This is a genomic window from Ruegeria sp. BC6 (genome assembly GCF_056539185.1).
On record NZ_JBQFUM010000002.1, the window covers coordinates 420,586 to 439,680 of the forward strand.

19 protein-coding genes are annotated in these 19,095 nt (G+C 60.8%); 10 read left to right on the forward strand and 9 right to left on the reverse strand.

Annotation, left to right across the window (positions count from 1 at the left end; all coding sequences use genetic code 11):
* Positions 1 to 35 precede the first annotated feature (35 nt).
* Positions 36 to 395, forward strand: a complete 360-nt coding sequence (locus ACR0MM_RS09540) for a hypothetical protein (protein WP_480695821.1) — start codon at positions 36 to 38, stop codon at positions 393 to 395.
* A gap of 9 nt (positions 396 to 404) precedes the next feature.
* On the opposite strand, the gene ACR0MM_RS09545 is transcribed toward ACR0MM_RS09540, so the two are convergent.
* The 5 genes from ACR0MM_RS09545 to ACR0MM_RS09565 form a co-directional block, all read right to left on the reverse strand.
* Positions 405 to 1,946: a Ppx/GppA family phosphatase gene (locus ACR0MM_RS09545; protein ID WP_170436674.1), complete on the reverse strand. Its 1,542-nt coding sequence runs from the start codon at positions 1,944 to 1,946 to the stop codon at positions 405 to 407.
* A 49-nt stretch (positions 1,947 to 1,995) separates the two neighbouring features.
* The gene (locus tag ACR0MM_RS09550) at positions 1,996 to 2,685 is read right to left on the reverse strand and encodes an HdaA/DnaA family protein (protein ID WP_170357244.1); all 690 of its coding nucleotides are present in this window, start codon (positions 2,683 to 2,685) and stop codon (positions 1,996 to 1,998) included.
* A complete protein-coding gene (locus ACR0MM_RS09555) occupies positions 2,686 to 3,759 on the reverse strand; it encodes an AI-2E family transporter (RefSeq protein WP_480695823.1) in 1,074 nt (357 codons plus the stop codon). It lies immediately after the preceding gene.
* A gap of 87 nt (positions 3,760 to 3,846) precedes the next feature.
* Positions 3,847 to 4,821 (reverse strand): isopenicillin N synthase family dioxygenase, encoded by a 975-nt coding sequence (locus ACR0MM_RS09560; RefSeq protein WP_480695825.1) that lies wholly within the window; start codon positions 4,819 to 4,821, stop codon positions 3,847 to 3,849.
* Complete coding sequence (locus tag ACR0MM_RS09565; RefSeq protein ID WP_480695827.1) at positions 4,821 to 6,185, reverse strand: FAD-dependent oxidoreductase; 1,365 nt, start codon at positions 6,183 to 6,185, stop codon at positions 4,821 to 4,823. The genes ACR0MM_RS09560 and ACR0MM_RS09565 overlap by 1 nt, the downstream gene beginning before the upstream one ends.
* Positions 6,186 to 6,350: 165 nt before the next feature.
* On the opposite strand from ACR0MM_RS09565, the gene proS reads away from it, so the two are divergent.
* The 3 genes from proS to ACR0MM_RS09580 are packed head-to-tail and all read left to right on the forward strand — an operon-like array spanning position 6,351 to position 9,522.
* The gene (gene proS, locus ACR0MM_RS09570; RefSeq protein ID WP_480695829.1) at positions 6,351 to 7,691 is read left to right on the forward strand and encodes a proline--tRNA ligase; all 1,341 of its coding nucleotides are present in this window, start codon (positions 6,351 to 6,353) and stop codon (positions 7,689 to 7,691) included.
* Positions 7,675 to 8,583 (forward strand): glycosyltransferase family 2 protein, encoded by a 909-nt coding sequence (locus tag ACR0MM_RS09575; protein ID WP_480695831.1) that lies wholly within the window; start codon positions 7,675 to 7,677, stop codon positions 8,581 to 8,583. The genes proS and ACR0MM_RS09575 overlap by 17 nt, the downstream gene beginning before the upstream one ends.
* Before the next feature lie 24 nt (positions 8,584 to 8,607).
* Positions 8,608 to 9,522, forward strand: coding sequence for an O-fucosyltransferase family protein (locus ACR0MM_RS09580; RefSeq protein ID WP_480695833.1), 915 nt, complete (start codon positions 8,608 to 8,610; stop codon positions 9,520 to 9,522).
* A gap of 50 nt (positions 9,523 to 9,572) precedes the next feature.
* Here the strand turns inward: ACR0MM_RS09580 and ACR0MM_RS09585 are convergent, their stop codons facing one another.
* Positions 9,573 to 9,938 (reverse strand): hypothetical protein, encoded by a 366-nt coding sequence (locus ACR0MM_RS09585; RefSeq protein ID WP_170364611.1) that lies wholly within the window; start codon positions 9,936 to 9,938, stop codon positions 9,573 to 9,575.
* A 367-nt stretch (positions 9,939 to 10,305) separates the two neighbouring features.
* On the opposite strand from ACR0MM_RS09585, the gene ACR0MM_RS09590 reads away from it, so the two are divergent.
* Positions 10,306 to 11,592 (forward strand): lipoprotein-releasing ABC transporter permease subunit, encoded by a 1,287-nt coding sequence (locus ACR0MM_RS09590; RefSeq protein WP_480695835.1) that lies wholly within the window; start codon positions 10,306 to 10,308, stop codon positions 11,590 to 11,592.
* Complete coding sequence (locus ACR0MM_RS09595) at positions 11,585 to 12,271, forward strand: ABC transporter ATP-binding protein (RefSeq protein WP_170538145.1); 687 nt, start codon at positions 11,585 to 11,587, stop codon at positions 12,269 to 12,271. Before ACR0MM_RS09590 ends, ACR0MM_RS09595 begins: the two co-directional genes overlap by 8 nt.
* Here the strand turns inward: ACR0MM_RS09595 and ACR0MM_RS09600 are convergent.
* Positions 12,255 to 12,692 (reverse strand): DMT family transporter, encoded by a 438-nt coding sequence (locus tag ACR0MM_RS09600; protein WP_170340233.1) that lies wholly within the window; start codon positions 12,690 to 12,692, stop codon positions 12,255 to 12,257. The genes ACR0MM_RS09595 and ACR0MM_RS09600 overlap by 17 nt on opposite strands.
* Before the next feature lie 95 nt (positions 12,693 to 12,787).
* Between ACR0MM_RS09600 and ACR0MM_RS09605 the strand changes: the two genes are divergently transcribed.
* Positions 12,788 to 13,192: a c-type cytochrome gene (locus ACR0MM_RS09605; RefSeq protein ID WP_170340833.1), complete on the forward strand. Its 405-nt coding sequence runs from the start codon at positions 12,788 to 12,790 to the stop codon at positions 13,190 to 13,192.
* Between the two features lie 3 nt (positions 13,193 to 13,195).
* Here ACR0MM_RS09605 and ACR0MM_RS09610 read toward each other — a convergent pair whose 3' ends face one another.
* Both ACR0MM_RS09610 and ACR0MM_RS09615 read right to left on the reverse strand, forming a co-directional pair.
* Entirely contained in the window at positions 13,196 to 13,882 is a 687-nt protein-coding gene (locus ACR0MM_RS09610) for a hypothetical protein (RefSeq protein ID WP_480695838.1), read from the reverse strand.
* A 40-nt stretch (positions 13,883 to 13,922) separates the two neighbouring features.
* Complete coding sequence (locus ACR0MM_RS09615; RefSeq protein WP_480695840.1) at positions 13,923 to 14,585, reverse strand: DNA-3-methyladenine glycosylase I; 663 nt, start codon at positions 14,583 to 14,585, stop codon at positions 13,923 to 13,925.
* Positions 14,586 to 14,982: 397 nt separating this feature from the next.
* On the opposite strand from ACR0MM_RS09615, the gene ACR0MM_RS09620 reads away from it, so the two are divergent.
* The 3 genes from ACR0MM_RS09620 to ACR0MM_RS09630 are packed head-to-tail and all read left to right on the forward strand — an operon-like array spanning position 14,983 to position 19,058.
* Entirely contained in the window at positions 14,983 to 15,933 is a 951-nt protein-coding gene (locus ACR0MM_RS09620) for an ABC transporter substrate-binding protein (RefSeq protein WP_093964805.1), read from the forward strand.
* Between the two features lie 9 nt (positions 15,934 to 15,942).
* Positions 15,943 to 16,995, forward strand: a complete 1,053-nt coding sequence (locus ACR0MM_RS09625; protein ID WP_093964806.1) for a quaternary amine ABC transporter ATP-binding protein — start codon at positions 15,943 to 15,945, stop codon at positions 16,993 to 16,995.
* Entirely contained in the window at positions 16,992 to 19,058 is a 2,067-nt protein-coding gene (locus tag ACR0MM_RS09630) for an ABC transporter permease (RefSeq protein WP_480695842.1), read from the forward strand. Before ACR0MM_RS09625 ends, ACR0MM_RS09630 begins: the two co-directional genes overlap by 4 nt.
* Positions 19,059 to 19,095: the final 37 nt, after the last annotated feature.

A 19,095-nucleotide genomic window follows, 5' to 3' on the forward strand; every position in this document is an offset into this window, starting at 1 on the left:
TCCCGCCCCTTATATTTCTGGTCATGAAACGATTGATGCTGATAGGTGCCGCGGCCCTTTTTGCCGCGCCGGCCGCGGCCCAGGACGAAGGCGGTAAGTCCCTGATGGAGCAGGGGGCCGAACTGTTCTTCGAGGGCCTGCGAAAGGAAATGGAGCCCGCGCTTGAGGATCTTCTGGGGCTTGCCGAGCAATTCGGCCCGGCCATGCAGTCCTTTATCGAGGAGATGGGCCCGGCCCTTGCCGAGATCGGCGGCAAGGTCAAGGATTGGAGCGCCTATGAGGCGCCCGAAATGCTGCCCAATGGCGACATTATCATCCGCAGGAAACCGGACGTTCCCGACCAGCCCGATGAGGTTGCTCCCAAAGAGGACGATGAAGGCGCAACCGATATCTGATCGTCCGGATCAGCCCTGCATTTTGACGATCGGGCGCGATTTCAGCGCGTTTGCCAGTGACTCGAATCTTGCCTCGGCCACTTCGTTGAACAAGGGGCTGAGCGACTTGGGCAGATAAAACTCCAGTTCGCGCTTCTTGGGGTAGAACCGCAGCTTGCCAGTTGCCGCGTCGTTTTGCATCCAGAGCATTGCGCCGAAACGCATGGCCTTTCCCAGAATCTCGGCCTGCTTCTGGTCGCGCTCGTCCAGCAGTTCGTACAGAGGGGCGAACCGGTTGCCCTCTCGCTTGTTCCGGTAACGATGCTGCAGGGCAAGTCCGATGAAGACACGTTCCGAGTGTTTCAGGCCGCCCAGGTTGGCGCGAGTCACATTGTCGAAACAGACCTCGGCCCGATAATCGGGGTGGGCGCGCCAGCTCACATCGTGCAGCAGGCAGGCCGCCTTGATCAGCCGAACTCGGGCCGGAGGGGCGGACCGGAACAGCGGCATCACAAAATCATAAAGATGCGGCCCGAAACCGGGCAGGCGAGCGTCCTTTTGCTCCGAGAACCGGCAGGCCTCGATCAAAGGGTCGCAATCCCGCAGAATCTGCGGCATCTGCTCATACAGCAGGCCCTCGCGGATACCATAGCTGGATATTGCGATGTCTTTGGGTTTGAAGGTGCGGATCAGCCGCGACAGCACGTCCATGGCATACGGAATCAGGGCCATCCGCGAGCTTGAGACCCCAGCCTGAGAGCGCAGGTGTTCGTGGTCGCCCTTTTCGATGTATTTGATCGTTTCGCGCACCTGCTTGGTGGTCATGCGGTATTCGTGCAGCACGTTCAGCGGATATCCGCGGCGCAGCATGTCCAACCTTGCAAAGGCTCGCCAGCTTCCGCCGACCAGGAACAGTCGGTCGCGCTGCGGCCCCATCTGGTCACGAAGCGCCTCGAGTGTTTCCTTGATGTGGGCTTTGCGGGCGCGGCGTCCGCCCTTGATATCCCGGAGTTTGAGCGGCCCCAGAGACGAGGACACGCACCGTCCGACCGATCCGCCGCCGATCTCTGCCAGCTCCATGGACGAACCGCCGATGTCGCAGATCAGGCCGTAGGCGCCCGGCCAGCCCAGTAGGACGCCCTGTGCCGACAATCGGGCCTCTTCCTCGCCGTCGATGACCGAGATATGCAGCCCTGTCTCGGCCAGAACCTCCTGACAGAACTCCGGACCGTCTTCCGCCTCGCGCACGGCGGCGGTGGCTACAACGTGCAGTCCGGGCAGGCCAAGATCGCGGGACAGGTGTTCAAAGCGCCGCAGCGCCGCCAGCGCACGTACGCGACCGCGCGGGTTCAGCCTGCCGGTTTCCGACAGCCCGGCGCCAAGCTCGCACATGACTTTTTCGTTGTAGAAATAAGCGGGTGACCGGGCCGCGCCGTCAAAGATAACCATCCGAACCGAGTTCGATCCGACATCGACCACGCCAACGCGCGAGAGATCTCGGATTCCCGGATGGTCGAACAGCGGTCTTCCGAATGGTCCCCAGTCCGGGATCCTTGCAGCGCTCTGTTCCATGATCTCCCCAACGTTGCCTCGCGCAGGATGCGAAATCGGACCCCACGGGTCAATCACCGGAAACCGCCGTGTCGATTTCGTTGTTCAGAACGCGCACGGCCAAGGTCCGTGTGATCTCGCGCTTTTCTGCCAAAGCGACCTGATCAAGTTGGGCCACCACCTCGGCTGCGGTTTCAAACCGGCGATCCATGTGCTTGACGAGGTAGGCGATGACGTCCGGCCCCGGGTTCAGCTGTCGGTCGACGAACAGCTTGGCCAGAACCGCGCACAGCAAGGCATCATCGGGCGGATCAAGCGCCACATGATGGGCACCTTCCACCCGGCTTTGCAGGTCTGCCAGCGGCAGTTCCCAGTATTTGGGGGCAAGGCGCCCGGTCATCAGCAGGGCATGCCCCTCGGCCAGGACCAGATTGTGGAGGTGAAACAGGGTTTTCTGCTGGTCTATATCCCCGGCGATCATCGGGATGTCCTCGACCGCCACGGGACTTTGCGCAAGTGCGGGAACATCTTCGTGTTTCAGATCAGAGGCCTGCACGATACGCCCGCCTGTCTCGGCGGCCCAGACATGCGCAAGATGGGTTTTGCCCGATCCGGCCGGGCCGCTCAGGACCAGCTTGTTGCCCGGCCAAGAATTGGCCGAAATCATTGCGACGGCCAGCGCATTCGCGGGAGATACGAAAAAATCCTCGCGCCCCAGCGCCGTCATCGCCGGAAGATCAAAGCTCAGCTGTTTGGCCATTCACTCGCTTTCCGGATCCAGCTCGTCACGCCCCGTGTACAGGCGGCTTGTCAGATATTGCGAAGTTCCGAAACGTGCAAGCACGCCCAAGGCCGCAGCGACTGGAACGGCGATCAGCATGCCGACAAACCCGAATAGCGCGCCAAAAACGGACAAGGCCAGAAGCAACCAGACCGGGTGCAGCCCGACCGAGTCACCAACCAGTTTGGGCGTCAGGAAATTGCCTTCGACGACTTGGCCGATGGCGAATATCCCTGCCACCAGACCGATCGAGGCCCAGTCACCCCAGAATTGGAATAGCGCCAAGCCAATGGCCAGCGTACCGCCGATCAATGCGCCCAGATAGGGAATGAAGGTGACCAACCCGGCGATGAAACCGACCACCAGGCCGAATTGTAGGCCGACGATCATCAAGGCAACGGCGTAGTAGGTGCCCAGGATAAGGCAAACCGTACCCATGCCGCGCACGAACGAGGCAAGCACAGCGTCAATATCGGCGGCCAGCTTGCGGATCGTCGGCGCATGGTCCCGGGGCAGCAGATCGTTGATCCGGGCGATCATCCGGTCCCAGTCCAGCAAAAGGTAGACGGCCACGACGGGCACAATCACCAGAAGGACCACGATGTTCACCGCTGACCCGACCGAAGCCATGACCGTTTCGAGGATGTCGCCTGTTTTGCCCTTCAGCGTGTCGCCCATTGAAAGAAGGAACTGGTGGGTGTTCGATTCCCGGTCCAGCAGCGACGGTAATTGCCGCTCGACGAAGGCTCGCAATTCCTGGAACAGGCTGGGCAGTACGTCCACCAGATCGATCAGCTGAGTGATCAGGGCCGGAACCACCATCAGGATCATCAAGGCAAAGGCAAGAATGCTGAAGACGGTAATGATCGCCGTCGCAGCCGCGCGCGAAAGCCCCATGTTCTCCAGCCGATCGGCTACGGGATCCAGGAAATAGGCCACTGCGCCGCCGATCACGAATGGCAGCAGAACGTCGCCCAGCAGCCACAACAGCAATATGAATATTGCAGCGGCGATGCCCCAATATCTGAATTGATCCCGAACCGGCAACGCCATCGCGGCCTCCTGACTGCGTCGTTGCCCTTGTTCTTGGCTGATGAAGGCCCGCGATGCAAGCGGTTCATGGATCAGTGTTTTTGTGTCTCAGTCGTGCAGAGTGCCCAGTTCCGGCGTGTCTTCGGCGGCGGTCTCGTCGGACCAGTTGGTACGCCAGATCTCGGCGGACCAGTGACCGCAATGCACGGACGGGCGGTCAAATCCCGGCAGGGGCGGCAGCATCGGAGAAACCACCACTTCGTGCCGCGGTACCGCGAAATAGGGAAAAGAGTAGCGCTCCTTTCCGGATCGGTTGACCACGCGGTGCGGGGTCGATTTCAGGCGCCCGCCGGACCAGAGCTCGAGCATGTCCCCGATGTTGACGACAAACCCACCGGTTGGGCAGTCGGGAGTGATCCAGCCGCCGCCCCGCGTCTGGACCTCCAGCCCACCCACCGGGTCGGGGGCGATGATGGTCAACGCGTCAGTGTCCTTGTGGGGGTGGATGCCATAGCCGCCCTCTTCCGGGGCCTGCGGCGGGTAGTGCAGCAAAGTCATGTTGGTCAATGGGTCACGGAACGCATTCCGCAGGCAGCCCGCAGGCAGTTCCAGCCCGGCTTCCAACGCGCCCAGCAAGCTGTCGGCCACCTGATCCAATCGCGCCCAGTATTCAAGGATGATGTCCCGCGCATCCGGTACCTCTGCGGGCCAGAGGTTGGGTCCGTAAAGCGCGCAAACCCGGCGGATGGGCGCATCCTCGGCCACTTCGTGGTGCAACTTGTAACCCTCATACTTGTCCGCATGTCCCGACCCGTCATTGGGCGTGAAAAACCCCATCGGGATATATCCGCGATAGTTCTCACGGGTGATCGCCTGCTGCCATTTGCTAGCTTCGTCCACGTCGAAAACAGCGCGAACGCAAGCCCGGACCCGCTCGACCAGCTCTGGCGGGATGCCCGTGCCGGTGATCGAAAGGAAACCTATCCCGGTGCACGCGTCCATAACCTGCTGAACGGTTTTTCCGTGGTCAGGGTGGGCCTCCTGCAACAACGGCGCAATGTCGATCGTCGGGATGTGTTCCATCAGTGGATCCTCACGCCTTGTCTGTCCAATTCGGAATGAACCGGGGCCAGGTTCAATTCGGACAGCTCCTGATTGCTTTTCAGTGCGATGGCGGCCGCGATGCCGGCCCCTTGGCCCATCACCGCGCAGCAAGCCATGTTGCGTGTCGCCGCGTGGGCGATGCGGTCGGCCCCGTGAGACCGGCCAGCCACCAGCAGCCCACGCACCCCCTTGGGCAGCATCGAGCGGTAGGGTACCTGCATGTAGCGCCCGGTGGTGGGCAGGATCAGGATGCCGTAACCGTCGATGAACTCCGGGTAGATGCCGATCGTGTCGTCGAACCGGCCCTGATGGCGCACGTCGTCCTCGGTCATGTTGTAGACCGCGTCGATCTTGCGGGTGTCACGGATGCCGATGGTCATGCCGAAGTTGCGCAGCCGTGCATTTTCGCATCCGGGCATGAACCGACGCAGAGCGTCAATCGCCAGCATGGTCTGGCGGCGGCCCTCGATCTCGCCCCTGGTCAGGCTGTCCGGGTCCGTCCCGTCGATCCCGGCCAGGTGGATCAGGTTCATGTAGGTCAGTTCGCCCGTGTCATGCATTGCGCCCCAGGTGCCCGCGATGGTGTTCAGATGCGCCGGAATGAGGCCTTGGTCGATGGCCTGCTGGAACGGCTTGTAGACGAAGGGCGAGAACATGTCGTCCTCTTTGCCGCTGGTCTCGATGTTCCATTCGCCGCCGCCGCCCCAGTCCTTGTAGGTCTGCGGGTCGGCCTTAACGCCCTCCATGAAGGCGCGCTTGTCAACCCCGGCCAGGTGGAACATGACCGAGGCCGCCATCATCTGTTCCGGCTCGGTCTTGCGGGTCGGTGCGCCGGCACGGTGGGCCACGTCGGCATCACCCGTGGCGTCGATCACGATGCGGGCAAGGATTGCCTCGCGCCCTGCCTTCGACTCGGTGATCACACCAGTGATCCGGTCGCCGTCCATGATCGGGGCCACGAACTGGCGATGCAGCATCGGGCGGACCCCGGCCTCTTCCACCAACCGGTCAGCAACCAGCTTGAAACCCTCGCTGTCCAACTCGTAGCTCAGCGATTGGCTTTCTGGGACCGCCGCGCCCATCTCCTTGGCGCGTTGCTCGAACTCCCATCCGATGCCGCCGGCCTCGATGGTCTTGTCGTGCCGGTACCAGGCAAAGCCCTCGACCCCGACGGTGGTGATATTGCCGCCCATGCAGCCGAAACGGTCCAGCAGAGCGACCTCGGCCCCGGCGCGCGCGGCAGCAAGCGCCGCGGCCAGCCCTGCCGGGCCAGAGCCCACCACAAGTACGTCAGTTTTGTGCACCACGGGGATGTCTCGGGCGGGTTCGCGGATGGTCTGCATTGGGGCCTCGTCTTCAGAACTTTTCCCACTGTTTCGAGGCCTGATTGGCGGGTCAATCAAAATTCCGACTGACCTGAGGTCGCAAATCCGCCATTGCCCGATTGCTCCCGGCGGGGCTTTCGCATAATCACGTGGCCGTGGAATTCTCACCTGCAAGGTAAAAACATGCGCCTCAGCCGTTACTTTCTGCCCGTACTCAAGGAAAACCCGTCCGAGGCCCAGATCGTCAGCCACCGGCTGATGCTGCGCGCTGGGATGATCAAGCAGGCTGCCGCCGGGATCTATTCGTGGCTGCCGCTTGGCTTCAAGGTGCTGCGCAAGCTGGAAAACATCGTGCACGAGGAGCAGATCCGCGCCGGTCACATCCCGATCCAGATGCCGATCCTGCAATCGGCCGATCTGTGGCGGGAATCCGGGCGATATGATGATTACGGTCAGGAAATGCTGCGTATGCAGGACCGGCACGGTCGCGACATGCTGTACACGCCCACCGCCGAGGAACTGGTCACCGACATCTTCCGCGGTCACGTCAGCAGCTACAAAGACCTGCCGCTGACCCTGTACCAGATCCAGTGGAAGTTCCGCGACGAGATCCGCCCCCGTTTCGGCGTCATGCGCGGCCGCGAGTTCTACATGAAGGACGGCTACAATTTTGACCTGACGAAAGAAGACGCGCTGCACGCCTACAACCGCCACCTGGTCAGCTATCTGCGCACCTATGAACGTATGGGCCTGCAGGCGATCCCGATGCGCGCCGACAGCGGCCCGATCGGCGGTGACGACACGCATGAATTCCTGGTGCTGGCCGAAACCGGCGAATCCGAGGTGTTCTATGACAGCGCGGTCACTGACATCCGTCTGGGCGAGCGCGACATCGACTATGACGACAAGGCCCAGTGCCAGACGATCATGGAGGAGTTCACCTCGCTCTACGCCCGCACGGACGAAACCCATGACGAGGCCCTATTCCAGCAGGTGCCCGAAGAACGCCGCCGCAGCGCGCGCGGCATCGAGGTCGGGCAGATATTCTATTTCGGCACAAAGTATTCCGAGCCGATGGGCGCCACGGTGCAAGGCCCCGACGGCAAGCAGGTTCCGGTGCACATGGGCAGCCACGGCATCGGCGTCAGCCGCCTGATCGGTGCGATTATCGAGGCCAGCCACGACGACAAGGGCATCATCTGGCCCGAGGGTGTGACCCCGTTCCACTGCGGCATCGTCAACCTGAAGCAAGGCGATGACGAGGCCGACGCGGCCTGCGACAAGATCTACAAGGCGCTGACCGCGCTGGGGCTCGAGCCGCTCTATGACGACCGCAACGAGCGGGCAGGGGGCAAGTTCGCGACGATGGACCTGATCGGCCTGCCCTGGCGTATCACCGTCGGCCCGCGCGGGTTGAAGAACGGGGTGGTCGAACTGACCAGCCGCCGCACCGGCGAAAGCGAAGAGCTGAGCCCCGAGGCCGCCGTAACCCGCATTGCCGAGATCTATGAGCGCTCCGTCTGAAACCGGTGACGCGCCGCTGATCTCGGTGATCACGGCGACTTGGAACCTGTTGTCGCAAGGGCGGCAGGACACATTTCGCCGCGTCATCGAATGCATGGCGCGGCAGAACTGCGACCGTTCCGAGCACATCATTCAGGACGGAGCTTCGACGGACGGGACGGTCGAATTCATTCAGGATTTGATCGCCGACGCGCCGCGCACGCGGCTGATCAGTGAACCGGACCAAGGCCTGTACGACGCGATGAATCGCGGCGTCAAAGCCGCACGCGGCGAATACGTGCTGTTCCTCAATTCCGACGACTCGTTGGCAGCGGATGATGTTCTGAACCGGGCGGCAGACGTTCTGGTGAGAAGAGGACCGGACTTTGCCTACGGCTCGACAGTCGAGCGCGGCTCAGACGGCCAGATCAAAAAAGACCGCCGTCCCGATCCGAATTCAGTTCTTCAGCGGATGCCTTTTTCACACAACTCTGTCTTCATCCGAAGCGACTTGTTTAATAGGCTCCGCGGGCATGATCTGGGTTTCGCGGTCGCATCGGATTATGATCTGGTGCTTCGTATGTTTGCCGGCGGCGCTAAGGGGATTGATCTAGAAATGCCGATCTCGGAGTATTCATCGCGCGGGGCGTCAGCAGACGACGCGCGCGTTGCGCGAGATTACGCTATGGCGTGGTACACTTTCATAAATGGTTTTGAAACACTGTCGAGGAACTACACAGTCGCGGATTGCCTGAGTTGGTACTATCAGGGAAACATGCCCCTCAGCTTATGCCGGACATTACAAGCAATCGACGAATTCCCCGAAGCCCTCAGGCCGGCTCTTGGACAAAGCCTTAGGAAGGCGCGCCGTCGGGCATGGCAATTCTGGCGAAAAAGCAAGGCGTCGAAATAAAGAGAGTCCTCTGGGTAAGGTGGTGTGAAATTGATCACTAACGCGGAAATCGGTGGCAACGGGCGATTTGGGAATCAGATTTTCCAATACATGTTTCTGTCTTTCCATGCCGCCAAATATGGTCTGGAGTTTGCAAATCCGCCTTGGGACGGAGACGCCATTTTCAAGATTCAGCCGGGCCGCAACAGTCTGCCTGAACAGGATCGGAAGTTGGTTGAGGATATTAAAGACCCGCAGCATTGCCCCATTCGGAATGCGACTGGCCCGTTGGATGGCGTAGATGTGTCTGGATATTTTCAGTATCCAACGAGTTTGTACTCCCCGCAACGGGATCGATTGTGTGGAGAGTTTTCGTTCAAACCTCCCTATTCAGATTTTGCAAAACGACTACAGGGCTGGTTTTCGGAATTGCCAGGAACCGTTGTCGCGGTACATATGCGGCGGGGCGATTACGGGACTGGAATTTTCTTTCGTGCGCCTTCCGAATGGTACACGGCTTGGCTTGCTACTCTGCAGAAAAGGGTCGGCGAACTTACGGTTTATGTTGCCAGTGACGAACTAGATGAAGTGTTGGGAGGTTTTGATGCCTTCAGAACGGTTTCTGCAAAAGATGCCCCACACCCGCTTCCGTCTCCGGAATTTGTTACAGATTTCATGGCTTTGTGCGTTGCTCCGCATGTGGCTATATCCAACTCGTCCATGTCCTTCGCCGCGACCATGTTTAACGCGGTCGCAACATCGTTCTACCGGCCCTCTCTCAAAGAAAGGAGGTTGATAGAGTATGATCCTTGGAACGCAGAAGTATTACTGGCTGATGTCATAGCCGAAGATGCGGGTGAAGAGTTCATGAGCGAACGCGCAAAGTCGCGCAGCAAATACAAGATAAGAAAGTTCTTTCGCAGAAATGCGTGGCAACACCAAAGGACAAACCGAACCTGAGGGCAGGACAATGGTCGGATTGCGTTACTCGACTTGTCGGCCTCGTATGTCTAGCTTTCCCGCAGCTTGGGATCAGGGCTGGAGATGATCAAGTCGCCATCCGCGTTATCACCGCGGGCGATCACCATCGGGCGACCCATTCGCCGCACCAGTTCGCGCAGTTCAAATCCCAGAAATTTCAGCCCGCACACCCGGCCACCTGTCGCCTGATCGATCAGGCACAGACGTCCATCCCGAAACGCAAGGCTGTATCCCTTTTCCCGAAGGATGCCAGACAATGCGCCCCAGTCTAAGGCGTTTGTGAAAAGCGGTCTGATGGATGCCCGTAGCAACGCTGCGCTTTCGCTATCAAGCTCAGTTGATTTGTTTTTGATCCCGGCTTTACCAGGACTAAATAGTTCCTTCTGAAAACTCATGAGCGACCCCGCTCTAATACTGGTTAACGTGTCCCCCCCCTGAACCGATAGTGTGACAAAGTTTCACGGAATAAGCAAAACTTGAAACTATATTTCTCCACTTTAGTTGCAAAACGAACTCAGTTGGAGTTCATATTCTTGATTTGTTGATATATTAGAAACAAACTCACGCGTATTGTGAGGAATTTGGTCTTCACGTCTGTTCCTGTGTATTGCACGCCTGACGAGTTTTTTTGATTGGGTGCGTGCTTTATCGCACTCCATTTTGGCGCTTTTGGCTTGAAGCTGTTTCATCAATTGGGGTAGGTGATTTGACCGAAAATGCGTTCGGGACAAGGGTCACCCGATCTTATTTGCCGGAGCAGGAATGGCCAGAACACCCCCTCCCTTTGCCGCCTTCGAATGGAAGATCGCCTGGCGCTATCTGCGCGCCCGGCGTGCCGAAGGCGGTGTAAGCGTGATGACCTGGATCTCGTTGATCGGGATCACGCTGGCCGTGTTCGCGCTGATCGCCACGCTGGCGGTCCGGTCAGGGTTCCGGTCCGAATTCGTGGGCACCATTCTTGGGGCCAACGCTCATGTAACAGTCTACTCGGCCGGCGAACTGGACGCGCAAGGGCAGGTTGATCGCACCATCGTTGAATACGACGCCATGGCCGAACGCATCGCGCAGGTGCCGGGCGTTCAGCGCGCCGCGCCGCTGGTCAAGGGGCAGGTCCTGATCACCAACCGCGATCGCAGCAGCGGGGTCGAGTTGTTCGGTATTCGCCCCGACGACCTCTACAGCCTGCCCGGTATTGCCGAAAGCGATCAGGCTTACGGCGACCTGTCCCGGTTCGAGGAGGGGATCGCCATAGGCTCGGGCGTGGCCCGCGCCATCGGTGCAACAGTGGGGGATCGGGTCAAGCTGACCTCGCCCAACGGGGTCAAGACCGCCTTCGGCACCTCGCCCCGCGTGAATGCCTATGAAGTCGTCTACGTGTTTTCGGCCGGGCGCTATGACATCGACCGAACCCGTGTCTACATGCCGTTTTCCGAGGCGCAGAGCTTTTTCAACCGCGAAGGTGTCGCCGACGAGATCGAAGTGATGGTCGACCGCCCCGAGGACCTGAACCCGATCCTGATCCCTATCCTTGAGGCGGCGGGAGAACGGTCGCAGATCTGGACATGGCAGGACGCGTCAGGCGGCTTTCTGCGCGCGCTCGAAGTCGAGGACAACGTGATGTTCATCATCCTGTCAATCCTGGTGCTGATCGCCGCGATGAACATCGTCTCGGGCCTGATCATGCTGGTCAAGAACAAGGGGCGCGACATCGGCATCCTGCGTACTATCGGGCTGAGCGAGGGTTCGGTGCTGCGGGTGTTTTTCATCTGTGGTGCCTTCACCGGGATCATAGGCACCGCGATGGGCGTCATCCTGGGCTGCCTGTTCGCCCTCTATATCGACCCGATCTTCTCTTTCGTGAACTACGTGATGGGCGGCGGCGTCTGGGATCCGGCGATAAGGGGCATTTATGCCTTGCCGGCCGAGCTGCACCTGTCGGACGTGCTCAAGGCGGTTGGGCTGTCGCTGGGTCTGTCCTTCTTCGTCACCTATTTCCCGGCCCGCCGTGCGGCACGGCTGAACCCGGTCGAGGCGCTGCGCTATGAATGATGCCACCTTGCGTCTGACCGGCCTGACCAAGACCTATCTGAAAGGCACGCCCGCCGAGGTGCAGGTGCTGCGCGGCGCCGATCTGGAGCTGCACGCGGGCGAGGCGGTGGCGCTTGTGGCGCCTTCGGGCGCGGGCAAGTCGACCCTTCTGCATATCGCCGGTCTTCTGGATGCGCCGGATTCAGGGACGGTCGAAATCGGCGGGCAGGACGCAACCGGCAAAGGCGACCGCACCCGCACTGCTATGCGTCGGCGGGATGTGGGTTTTGTCTATCAGTTCCATCACCTGCTTCCGGAGTTCACCGCGCTGGAAAATGTCGTGCTTCCGCAATTGGCCAACGGAGTGTCCGACAGGGCGGCCAAGGCCCGCGCGATGGATCTGTTGGGCCGTGTCGGCGTTGCCGAACGTGCCGACCACCGCCCGGCAGCTTTGTCGGGGGGGGAGCAGCAGCGGGTGGCCTTCTGCCGGGCCCTGGCCAATGAACCGCGTGTCCTGCTGGCGGACGAGCCAACAGGGAATCTGGACCCGGGTACCTCGGATCAGGTCTTTGCCGCGCTGATGGATCTGGTGCGCGAGTCCGGCCTGTCGGCGTTGATTGCCACGCACAACCTTGACCTGGCGGCGCGGATGGACCGGATGCTGCGGCTGGATGGGGGTGTGCTCAGGCCAGCTGAGTGATCGCGACGCCTACGGCCATCACCGCGATCCCGCCGGCGCGCATCAGGGTAAGCGGTGTGACCTGCGCGCCGAAAAGGCCGAAATGGTCGATGGCCGCGGTGCTGATCAACTGGCCCAACAGCACGAAGAACACCGCGTTGCCGACGCCGAAATGCGGTGCGACGTGGGTAATGGATAGCACGTAGAAGGCAATCAGAACCCCACCCAACAGCAGATGTTTCGGGGTCTGCGCAACCTTTGCCAAAGCTTGTGTTCCGGGGAACAGCAGCATCACCAGCGCCGAAGACCCAAACGCCACTGCAAACAGGATGACCGCAGCGGTGGTGGGCGAGCCGATCAGTTTTCCGAGCGCCGCATTCAGCGCGGCGAGAATCGGAACTCCGATCCCGGCGGCGAGCATGATGGCTGCATAATGTGTCATGGCCCGGACCCCTTAGCCGATTTCGTTGATCTGGATCATTGCGGGTCGTGACGGTTCGGGCAACCCTGCTTTTGGCGTTAGAACGGAGGAACGCAATGAAACTGTTGACGTTTACGGCATTGGCCATGGCGGGTGCGATTGCCGCCACAGGTGCTGCAGCCCAGGATGCCGAAGCTGGGGAGCAGCTTTACCTGCACCATTGCGCCACCTGTCATGGACTGGATGCGACTGGACATGGGCCAATGGCCGGCGTGCTGTTGATCCAACCGACCAATCTGAAGACGCTTGGTGACGCGGGCGGAAAATTTCCGACCGCGCGTGTGGTGCAGCGGATAGACGGGCGTGATCCTCTGGTCAGCCATGGCAGTCCAATGCCGGTCTACGGGCCGTATTTCGAAGGGCAGGACACCGCCATCAAGACAGATGCCGGCCAGCCGATCCTGACCAGCAAGCCGATTGCCGATCTGGTCGCGTATCTAAAGACCTTGCAGGGCATGTGAACCTCAGCGGCAGATGCCTTCCACCTTGGCGCCGCTCCAAGGGATGATCACGTCGCTTTCTCTCCGGGCACCCGGCAGTTTTTCCGGGTCGAAATGCTTGGCCAGCATGTCATGCAAACGCTGGGTCCGCGGGGCGTCCGGATCCAATGCGCGGCAGCAGACATATTCCTCGACGATGGCGCCCTGCTGCTCAAACCCGTAGTCCAGAAAATCGGCCGAGTTATCCAGATCGAACAGGTAAGGGTCCTTGCGGCCACCGTGTTCGGCAGCCGCCCGCAACGGGTGATAGCCAGTGGTTTTCCGGTTCTGCCATTGCCAGACATGGGTCAGTTCATGGGCAAAGATCATGGCGGCCACCAGGTTCATCTGGTCGGGGTACTGCGCCATGTAGTCGTCAAGATACCAGTCCTTGGTGAAGTATACCCGGTTGAACAGCGCGATCGCCGCCGGTTTTCCGGTTACGATCTCGTCCTTGACCGGCGGCTGGATACGCTCGCGGCAAGCCAGCCTCGGTCTGGCTTTTCGTTCGTAGGTGATGGAGGCGACCGGCGCGCCCTCGACCAGCCGAACCCGGTCAAGATCCAGCGTTTCACCTTGAACCTTGCTTGCAAAGGCGCGCTCGTTCTCGGTCAGAGGGCGACCGCAGGAAAACAGAGCAAGAAAGAGCAGGATCGAAATCAACCGGACCATGACCAAACCCTAGCCCGCTGTCGTTCGGTCGCAAGCGATTCTAGAGGCTCATCGCAAGCACCCGGCTGATTTCGGTCAACGACCTGCCGGATTGACGCATCCAGGTGTTGAAGGCTCCCTGTACCGCAGCCATCGCTTTCTTGGAGGTGGCTGGCTTGTCGATGACGCCTTCTGCGATCAAACGGGCGGTTACGTCGCGTGACACGATAAAGCTGTCTCTTCCGGCAAAGCGCATAGCATACTGGGCTGAAGCCCCGCCCAACCGAGAACCACGTTTTGCGAGCATGTCCAAAAGTCCCACATAGTCGGTCGACGGCCAGCCGCCCAACACTTTGCCGACACTGCCTTCCGTGCGGAGTTCCAGAAGAAACGCTGCGTTGTCGCGCACGGTGGCGATCTTGGTGCCGTTGCGCACGATGCGCGTGTCCTGCAACAGCGCGTCGAATTTCTCATCATCCATGAAGGCGCAGCGCCCGACGTCGAACCCGTCAAAGGCCGCCTCGAAACCGTCCCATTTCGCCTCGATGACCTTCCAATTGAAGCCAGCCTGAAAGATGCATTTTGTGATTGTCGAAAGCCACCGATCCTCTGGCAGGGTGGCCAATTCCTCTGCGGATTTGGGCTTGGACAGTTTGTCTTCAAGCGCGTGCTGCCCGCCGTGCCGGTCGGCCGCCAGTCCATAGATCTCATCGAAATGGTGCATAGCAAAGCTCCCTTCGCGCCAAATGTTGCCAATTTGTTCCACTCAATGCAAGGGCGGCGGCCGAGTATGGTCTGCCATTTGGGCAAAACAGTCGGAAAATCAGGAATTTGCCCCATCGTCACAAGAAATACTCGACAAACGACCCCAATTGGGTTTGTGATTGACTCGTCAATCAATGTCCGGTCCGCGAAACCTCGGGCAAGCCGCCCCACGACACGAGGGCGCAAGGGGAATGAAATGCGGTACCAAGGCCGTTTATTGGGAATGACGCGAACTGTTCGCTTTCCTTTTCCGGCCAAATTTGTGCATGTTGCGACATGGTATTGTCGTTAGACAAGTCAGCCGGCGGGCATGTTTCCGCCGGGGTGGGCAAAACAAAGAAACAGGGAGAAAATCCATGAAAAAACTGAATGTAAGCCTTCTGGCGATCATGGTCGCTGGCGCCGCGCACGCGGCTGACATGGGCGCGGTGGACGAGCCGATCAAACTGGCGATCAACGAGTGGACGGGCCAGCACGTCACCACGCATGTCGCTGCAGAGATGCTCAAGGCCGCCGGTTACCAGGTTGAATTCGTCACCGCGGGCATGTTGAACCAGTTCCAGGCGCTGGCCGACGGAGACATCGACGCCACGCTCGAGATCTGGTCGTCGAACGTGTCGGACGAATACGCCAAGAAAATCGAAGAGGGCACCGTGGTCGAAATCGGCGACCTTGGCCTCGATGCGAAGGAAGGCATCGCATATCCGGCCCATGTTGCCGACCTGTGCCCGGGTCTGCCCGCGTGGGAAGCGCTGAAGGACTGCGCGCAGAATTTTGCAACGGCTGAGACCCTGCCGATGGGACGTCTGGTCGACTATCCGGCTGACTGGGGTACGCCCGGGGCAGACCGCATGGTGGGGCTTGAACTGCCGTTCAAGGCTATTCCTGCCGGGTCCGAGGGCGCGCTGATCGCCGAACTCCGCGCTTCGACCGATCGCAAGTCGCCCCTGCTGATCACCTTCTGGCAGCCGCATTGGGCCATGTCGGCCTATGATGTGAAATTCGTTGAGTTGCCGCCGGGTGAAGACGCCTGCTTCAATGATCCGGCCTGGGGGCCGAACCCCAATGCCGTCAACGACTGCGATTTCTCGCCCTCGCGCATCTTCAAAGCCGGGTGGAGCGGTTTGGCGGACAAGTGGCCTGCCGCGTATGAAATCCTGAGCAACTATCAACTGGCGGTCGAAGACCAGCAGCCGATGATGGGTGCAATCGACGTTGACGGCGGCAAGGTCGAAGAGGTCGTCGCGGCCTGGATGGCGGACAACGAAGACAAGTGGCGTCCGGTCGTGGACGCGGCAACGAAGTGAGCCACCTAAGTGACTGACGCGAATACGCCAGCCATTGCCTGCCAGTCTCTCTGGCAGGTTTTTGGCCAAGGCGCAGAAAAAGCCCTGACCGACGCGTTGTCTCGGTCAGGGAACGACGCCGACAAGGCCGCCGCCGATTTGCGCGAACAGGGGTTCATCCCGGCTGTTCAGGATGCAAATTTCGAAGTCCGCGATGGTGAATTGTTCGTCATCATGGGTCTGTCGGGGTCCGGCAAGTCGACCCTGATCCGTTGCATCTCGCAACTGTTGCCCGGAACGGGTGGCGAGATCCGCATCGACGGCGACAACGTGATGGGTGCCCCGAAGAAGCAGCTGACCGAACTGCGCCGCAAGAAACTGGGCATGGTGTTCCAACATTTCGGACTGTTCCCGCACATGACGGTGGCCGAGAACGTCGCCTATCCGCTACGCGTGCAGGGTGTGGGCCGCAAAGAACGTCTGGCCCGCGCGCAGGAAGTCATTTCGCTGGTAGGGCTTGAGGGCCGCGAGGACAGCTTTCCCCGGCAACTTTCGGGCGGTCAGCGTCAGCGCGTGGGCATCGCCCGGTCTTTGGCAGTGAACCCCGACATCTGGTTCTTGGACGAGCCGTTTTCGGCCTTGGACCCGTTGATCCGGCGGCAGCTGCAGGACGAATTCCTGCGCATTCAGGCGACGCTGAAGAAATCCATCGTCTTCATCACGCATGATATTCAAGAAGCGCTAAAGCTGGCGGACCGCATCGCAATCATGCGGGACGGCAAGATTGTGCAGATCGGCACGCCGACGGATATCGTTCTGCGCCCCGTTGACGACTATGTGCGCGAGTTCTCAAAGGACGTGGCCAAGGGCCAGCACGCCAAAGTCGCCTCGGTCATGCAAGCGGGCGAGGCCGAGCGCGGTCCCGATGACCCTGGCCTGACAACAAAGATGACATTGGACGCGGCGCTGGCGCGCTGTATGGCATTGTACGAGCCCGTGCCGGTGCATGACGAAACCGGCGCGATCGTCGGCACCGTGCACCCCTCGGATCTGGCCGCAGCCCTGCAGGTGGATGACGCATGACCGTCGTCGCCGATGTTCCAAGACCCACTCGGATTCACCTGACAGCCGGAGCGCAGGCGGCCCTGATCACGCTGATCGTGGGCGCGCTGTGTCTGGCGCTTGAGCCGCACGCGCCCTGGCTCGTCAAATGGCCTGCGACATGGGAGGTGCCGGCCACGCAATGGGTTGGCGCCTTCCTCGACTGGTTTCTGAACGCGATCAAACCGGCGGCCCGGCTGTTTTCCGATTTGATGGCCTATCCGATGAACTGGGCCAACTTCGTGTTGGGAAATACGCCCTGGCCGATCCTGATCGGGCTGGTGACTGCACTCGGTTGGTATCTGGGCGGGTTGCCCATGGCGGCGCTGGGCTTTCTAGGCCTCAGCTTCGTGCTGGCTTCGGGCTATTGGGCCGAGAGCATGAACACCTTGGCGCTGGTGGCCGTTTCGGTCCCGGTCGCGCTGATCGTCGGCAGTGCAATTGGCATTCTGGCCAACGAAGTGCCGCGGGTGAAATCGGTGGTTCAGGCAGTATTGGACATCATGCAGACGGTGCCGACCTTTGCCTATCTGACACCGTTGCTCCTGCTGTTCGGGTTTGGCCCTGTGGTGGGCCTGATCGCCTCGGCCATCTATGCGGCGCCGCCGATGGCGCGCAACGTGATGCTGGGGTTGGAGCGCGTAGAGCCCGAGATCAAGGAAGCCGCCATCATGTCGGGCGGCACCCGGTTCCAGCAGCTGTTCCAGGTGGAAATCCCGGCGGCGGCGACACAGATCATGGTGGGTGTGAACCAGTGCCTGATGGCGGCCCTGTCGATGGTGATCATCGCTGCGGTCATCGGCGGGTTCAACGATATCGGCTGGGAGGTCCTGCTGACCATGCGCAAGGCGCAGTTCGGTGAATCTCTGCTGGCCGGCATGGTGATCGTTGTCTTTGCCGTGGTGATCGACCGTATGAGCGGCACGCTCGCAACCGAGCGCAAACACCACGACAACCGCGTCGTCTGGGCGCTTCTCGGCTTTGCGGTCCTGTTCACGCTGCTGTTCTGGGCGCGGCTGCCCAACCCGTCCGAACTGACGCTGCTGGATCCGGTCGCGGAGGCGGTGGACAGCGGCCTGACAGCCTTTACCCAGAATAACGGGCCGTGGCTGGATGCGCTCAAGAACAACTCGATGTTCTATGTCCTGCTGCCGCTGCGGATCGGTCTGGATCAGGCGGTTTTGCCCTTTACCTGGGGGTTCCAGTGGACCCCGGCCATGAGCTATGGCCTGTTTGCGGCCGGTGCGGTGATCGCCTTGCTGATGGCATGGCGGGGGCATCTGACCGGTGGTCTGGTCACGCTGATCCTGATCGGCATGCTGGAAACCGGCATCGCGAACCTGCCATGGCCCTTTGTGCTGACCGGCGCGGCGGCGCTGGGCTGGGTGGCGGGCGGTTGGCGTCTGGCGGCGTTGTCGGTGGCGCTGCTGAGCACGATCCTGATCTCGGGCCTGTGGGAGAGGGCGCTGCTGTCGCTCTATCTCAGCGGTGCGGCGGTGTTCTTCTGCGCCGTTGTCGGCGGGTTGATCGGCCTCGCCAGCGCGGTCTGGTCGCCGGTTTGGAAGATCGTGCGCCCGATCTGCGACATGCTGCAGACGATTCCCCTGTTCGTGTTCCTGATCCCGGTGCTGATGGTGTTCCAGATCGGCGAGTTCTCGGCCTTTCTGGCGATCTGCGCCTATGCGATCGTGCCGATGATCCGTTATACGCGTCACGGGCTAGTCAACACCCCGGACGAGATGATGGAGGCCGCGATCTCGAGCGGCGCGACCGAGTGGCAGATCATGCGCGACGTGCGTGCACCCTATGCTGCACCCACGATCCTGCTGGGGCTGAACCAGACGATCCTTTATGCCTTTGCGATGCTGGTGATCGCGGCGCTGATCGGCACGACCGGTCTGGGCCAGTCGATCTATCTGGCGCTCGGGCAGGCGGATGTGGGGCTGGGCATTTCGGCCGGGGCGGCGATGGCCATCCTGGCGCTGATCGCCGACCGCATGGTTCAGGGCTTTGCCGAGGAACGCCGCAAGGCGCTGGGCCTGTAACGTTGGATCGGGGGCGGCGCAGCTGCCCCCGACCACA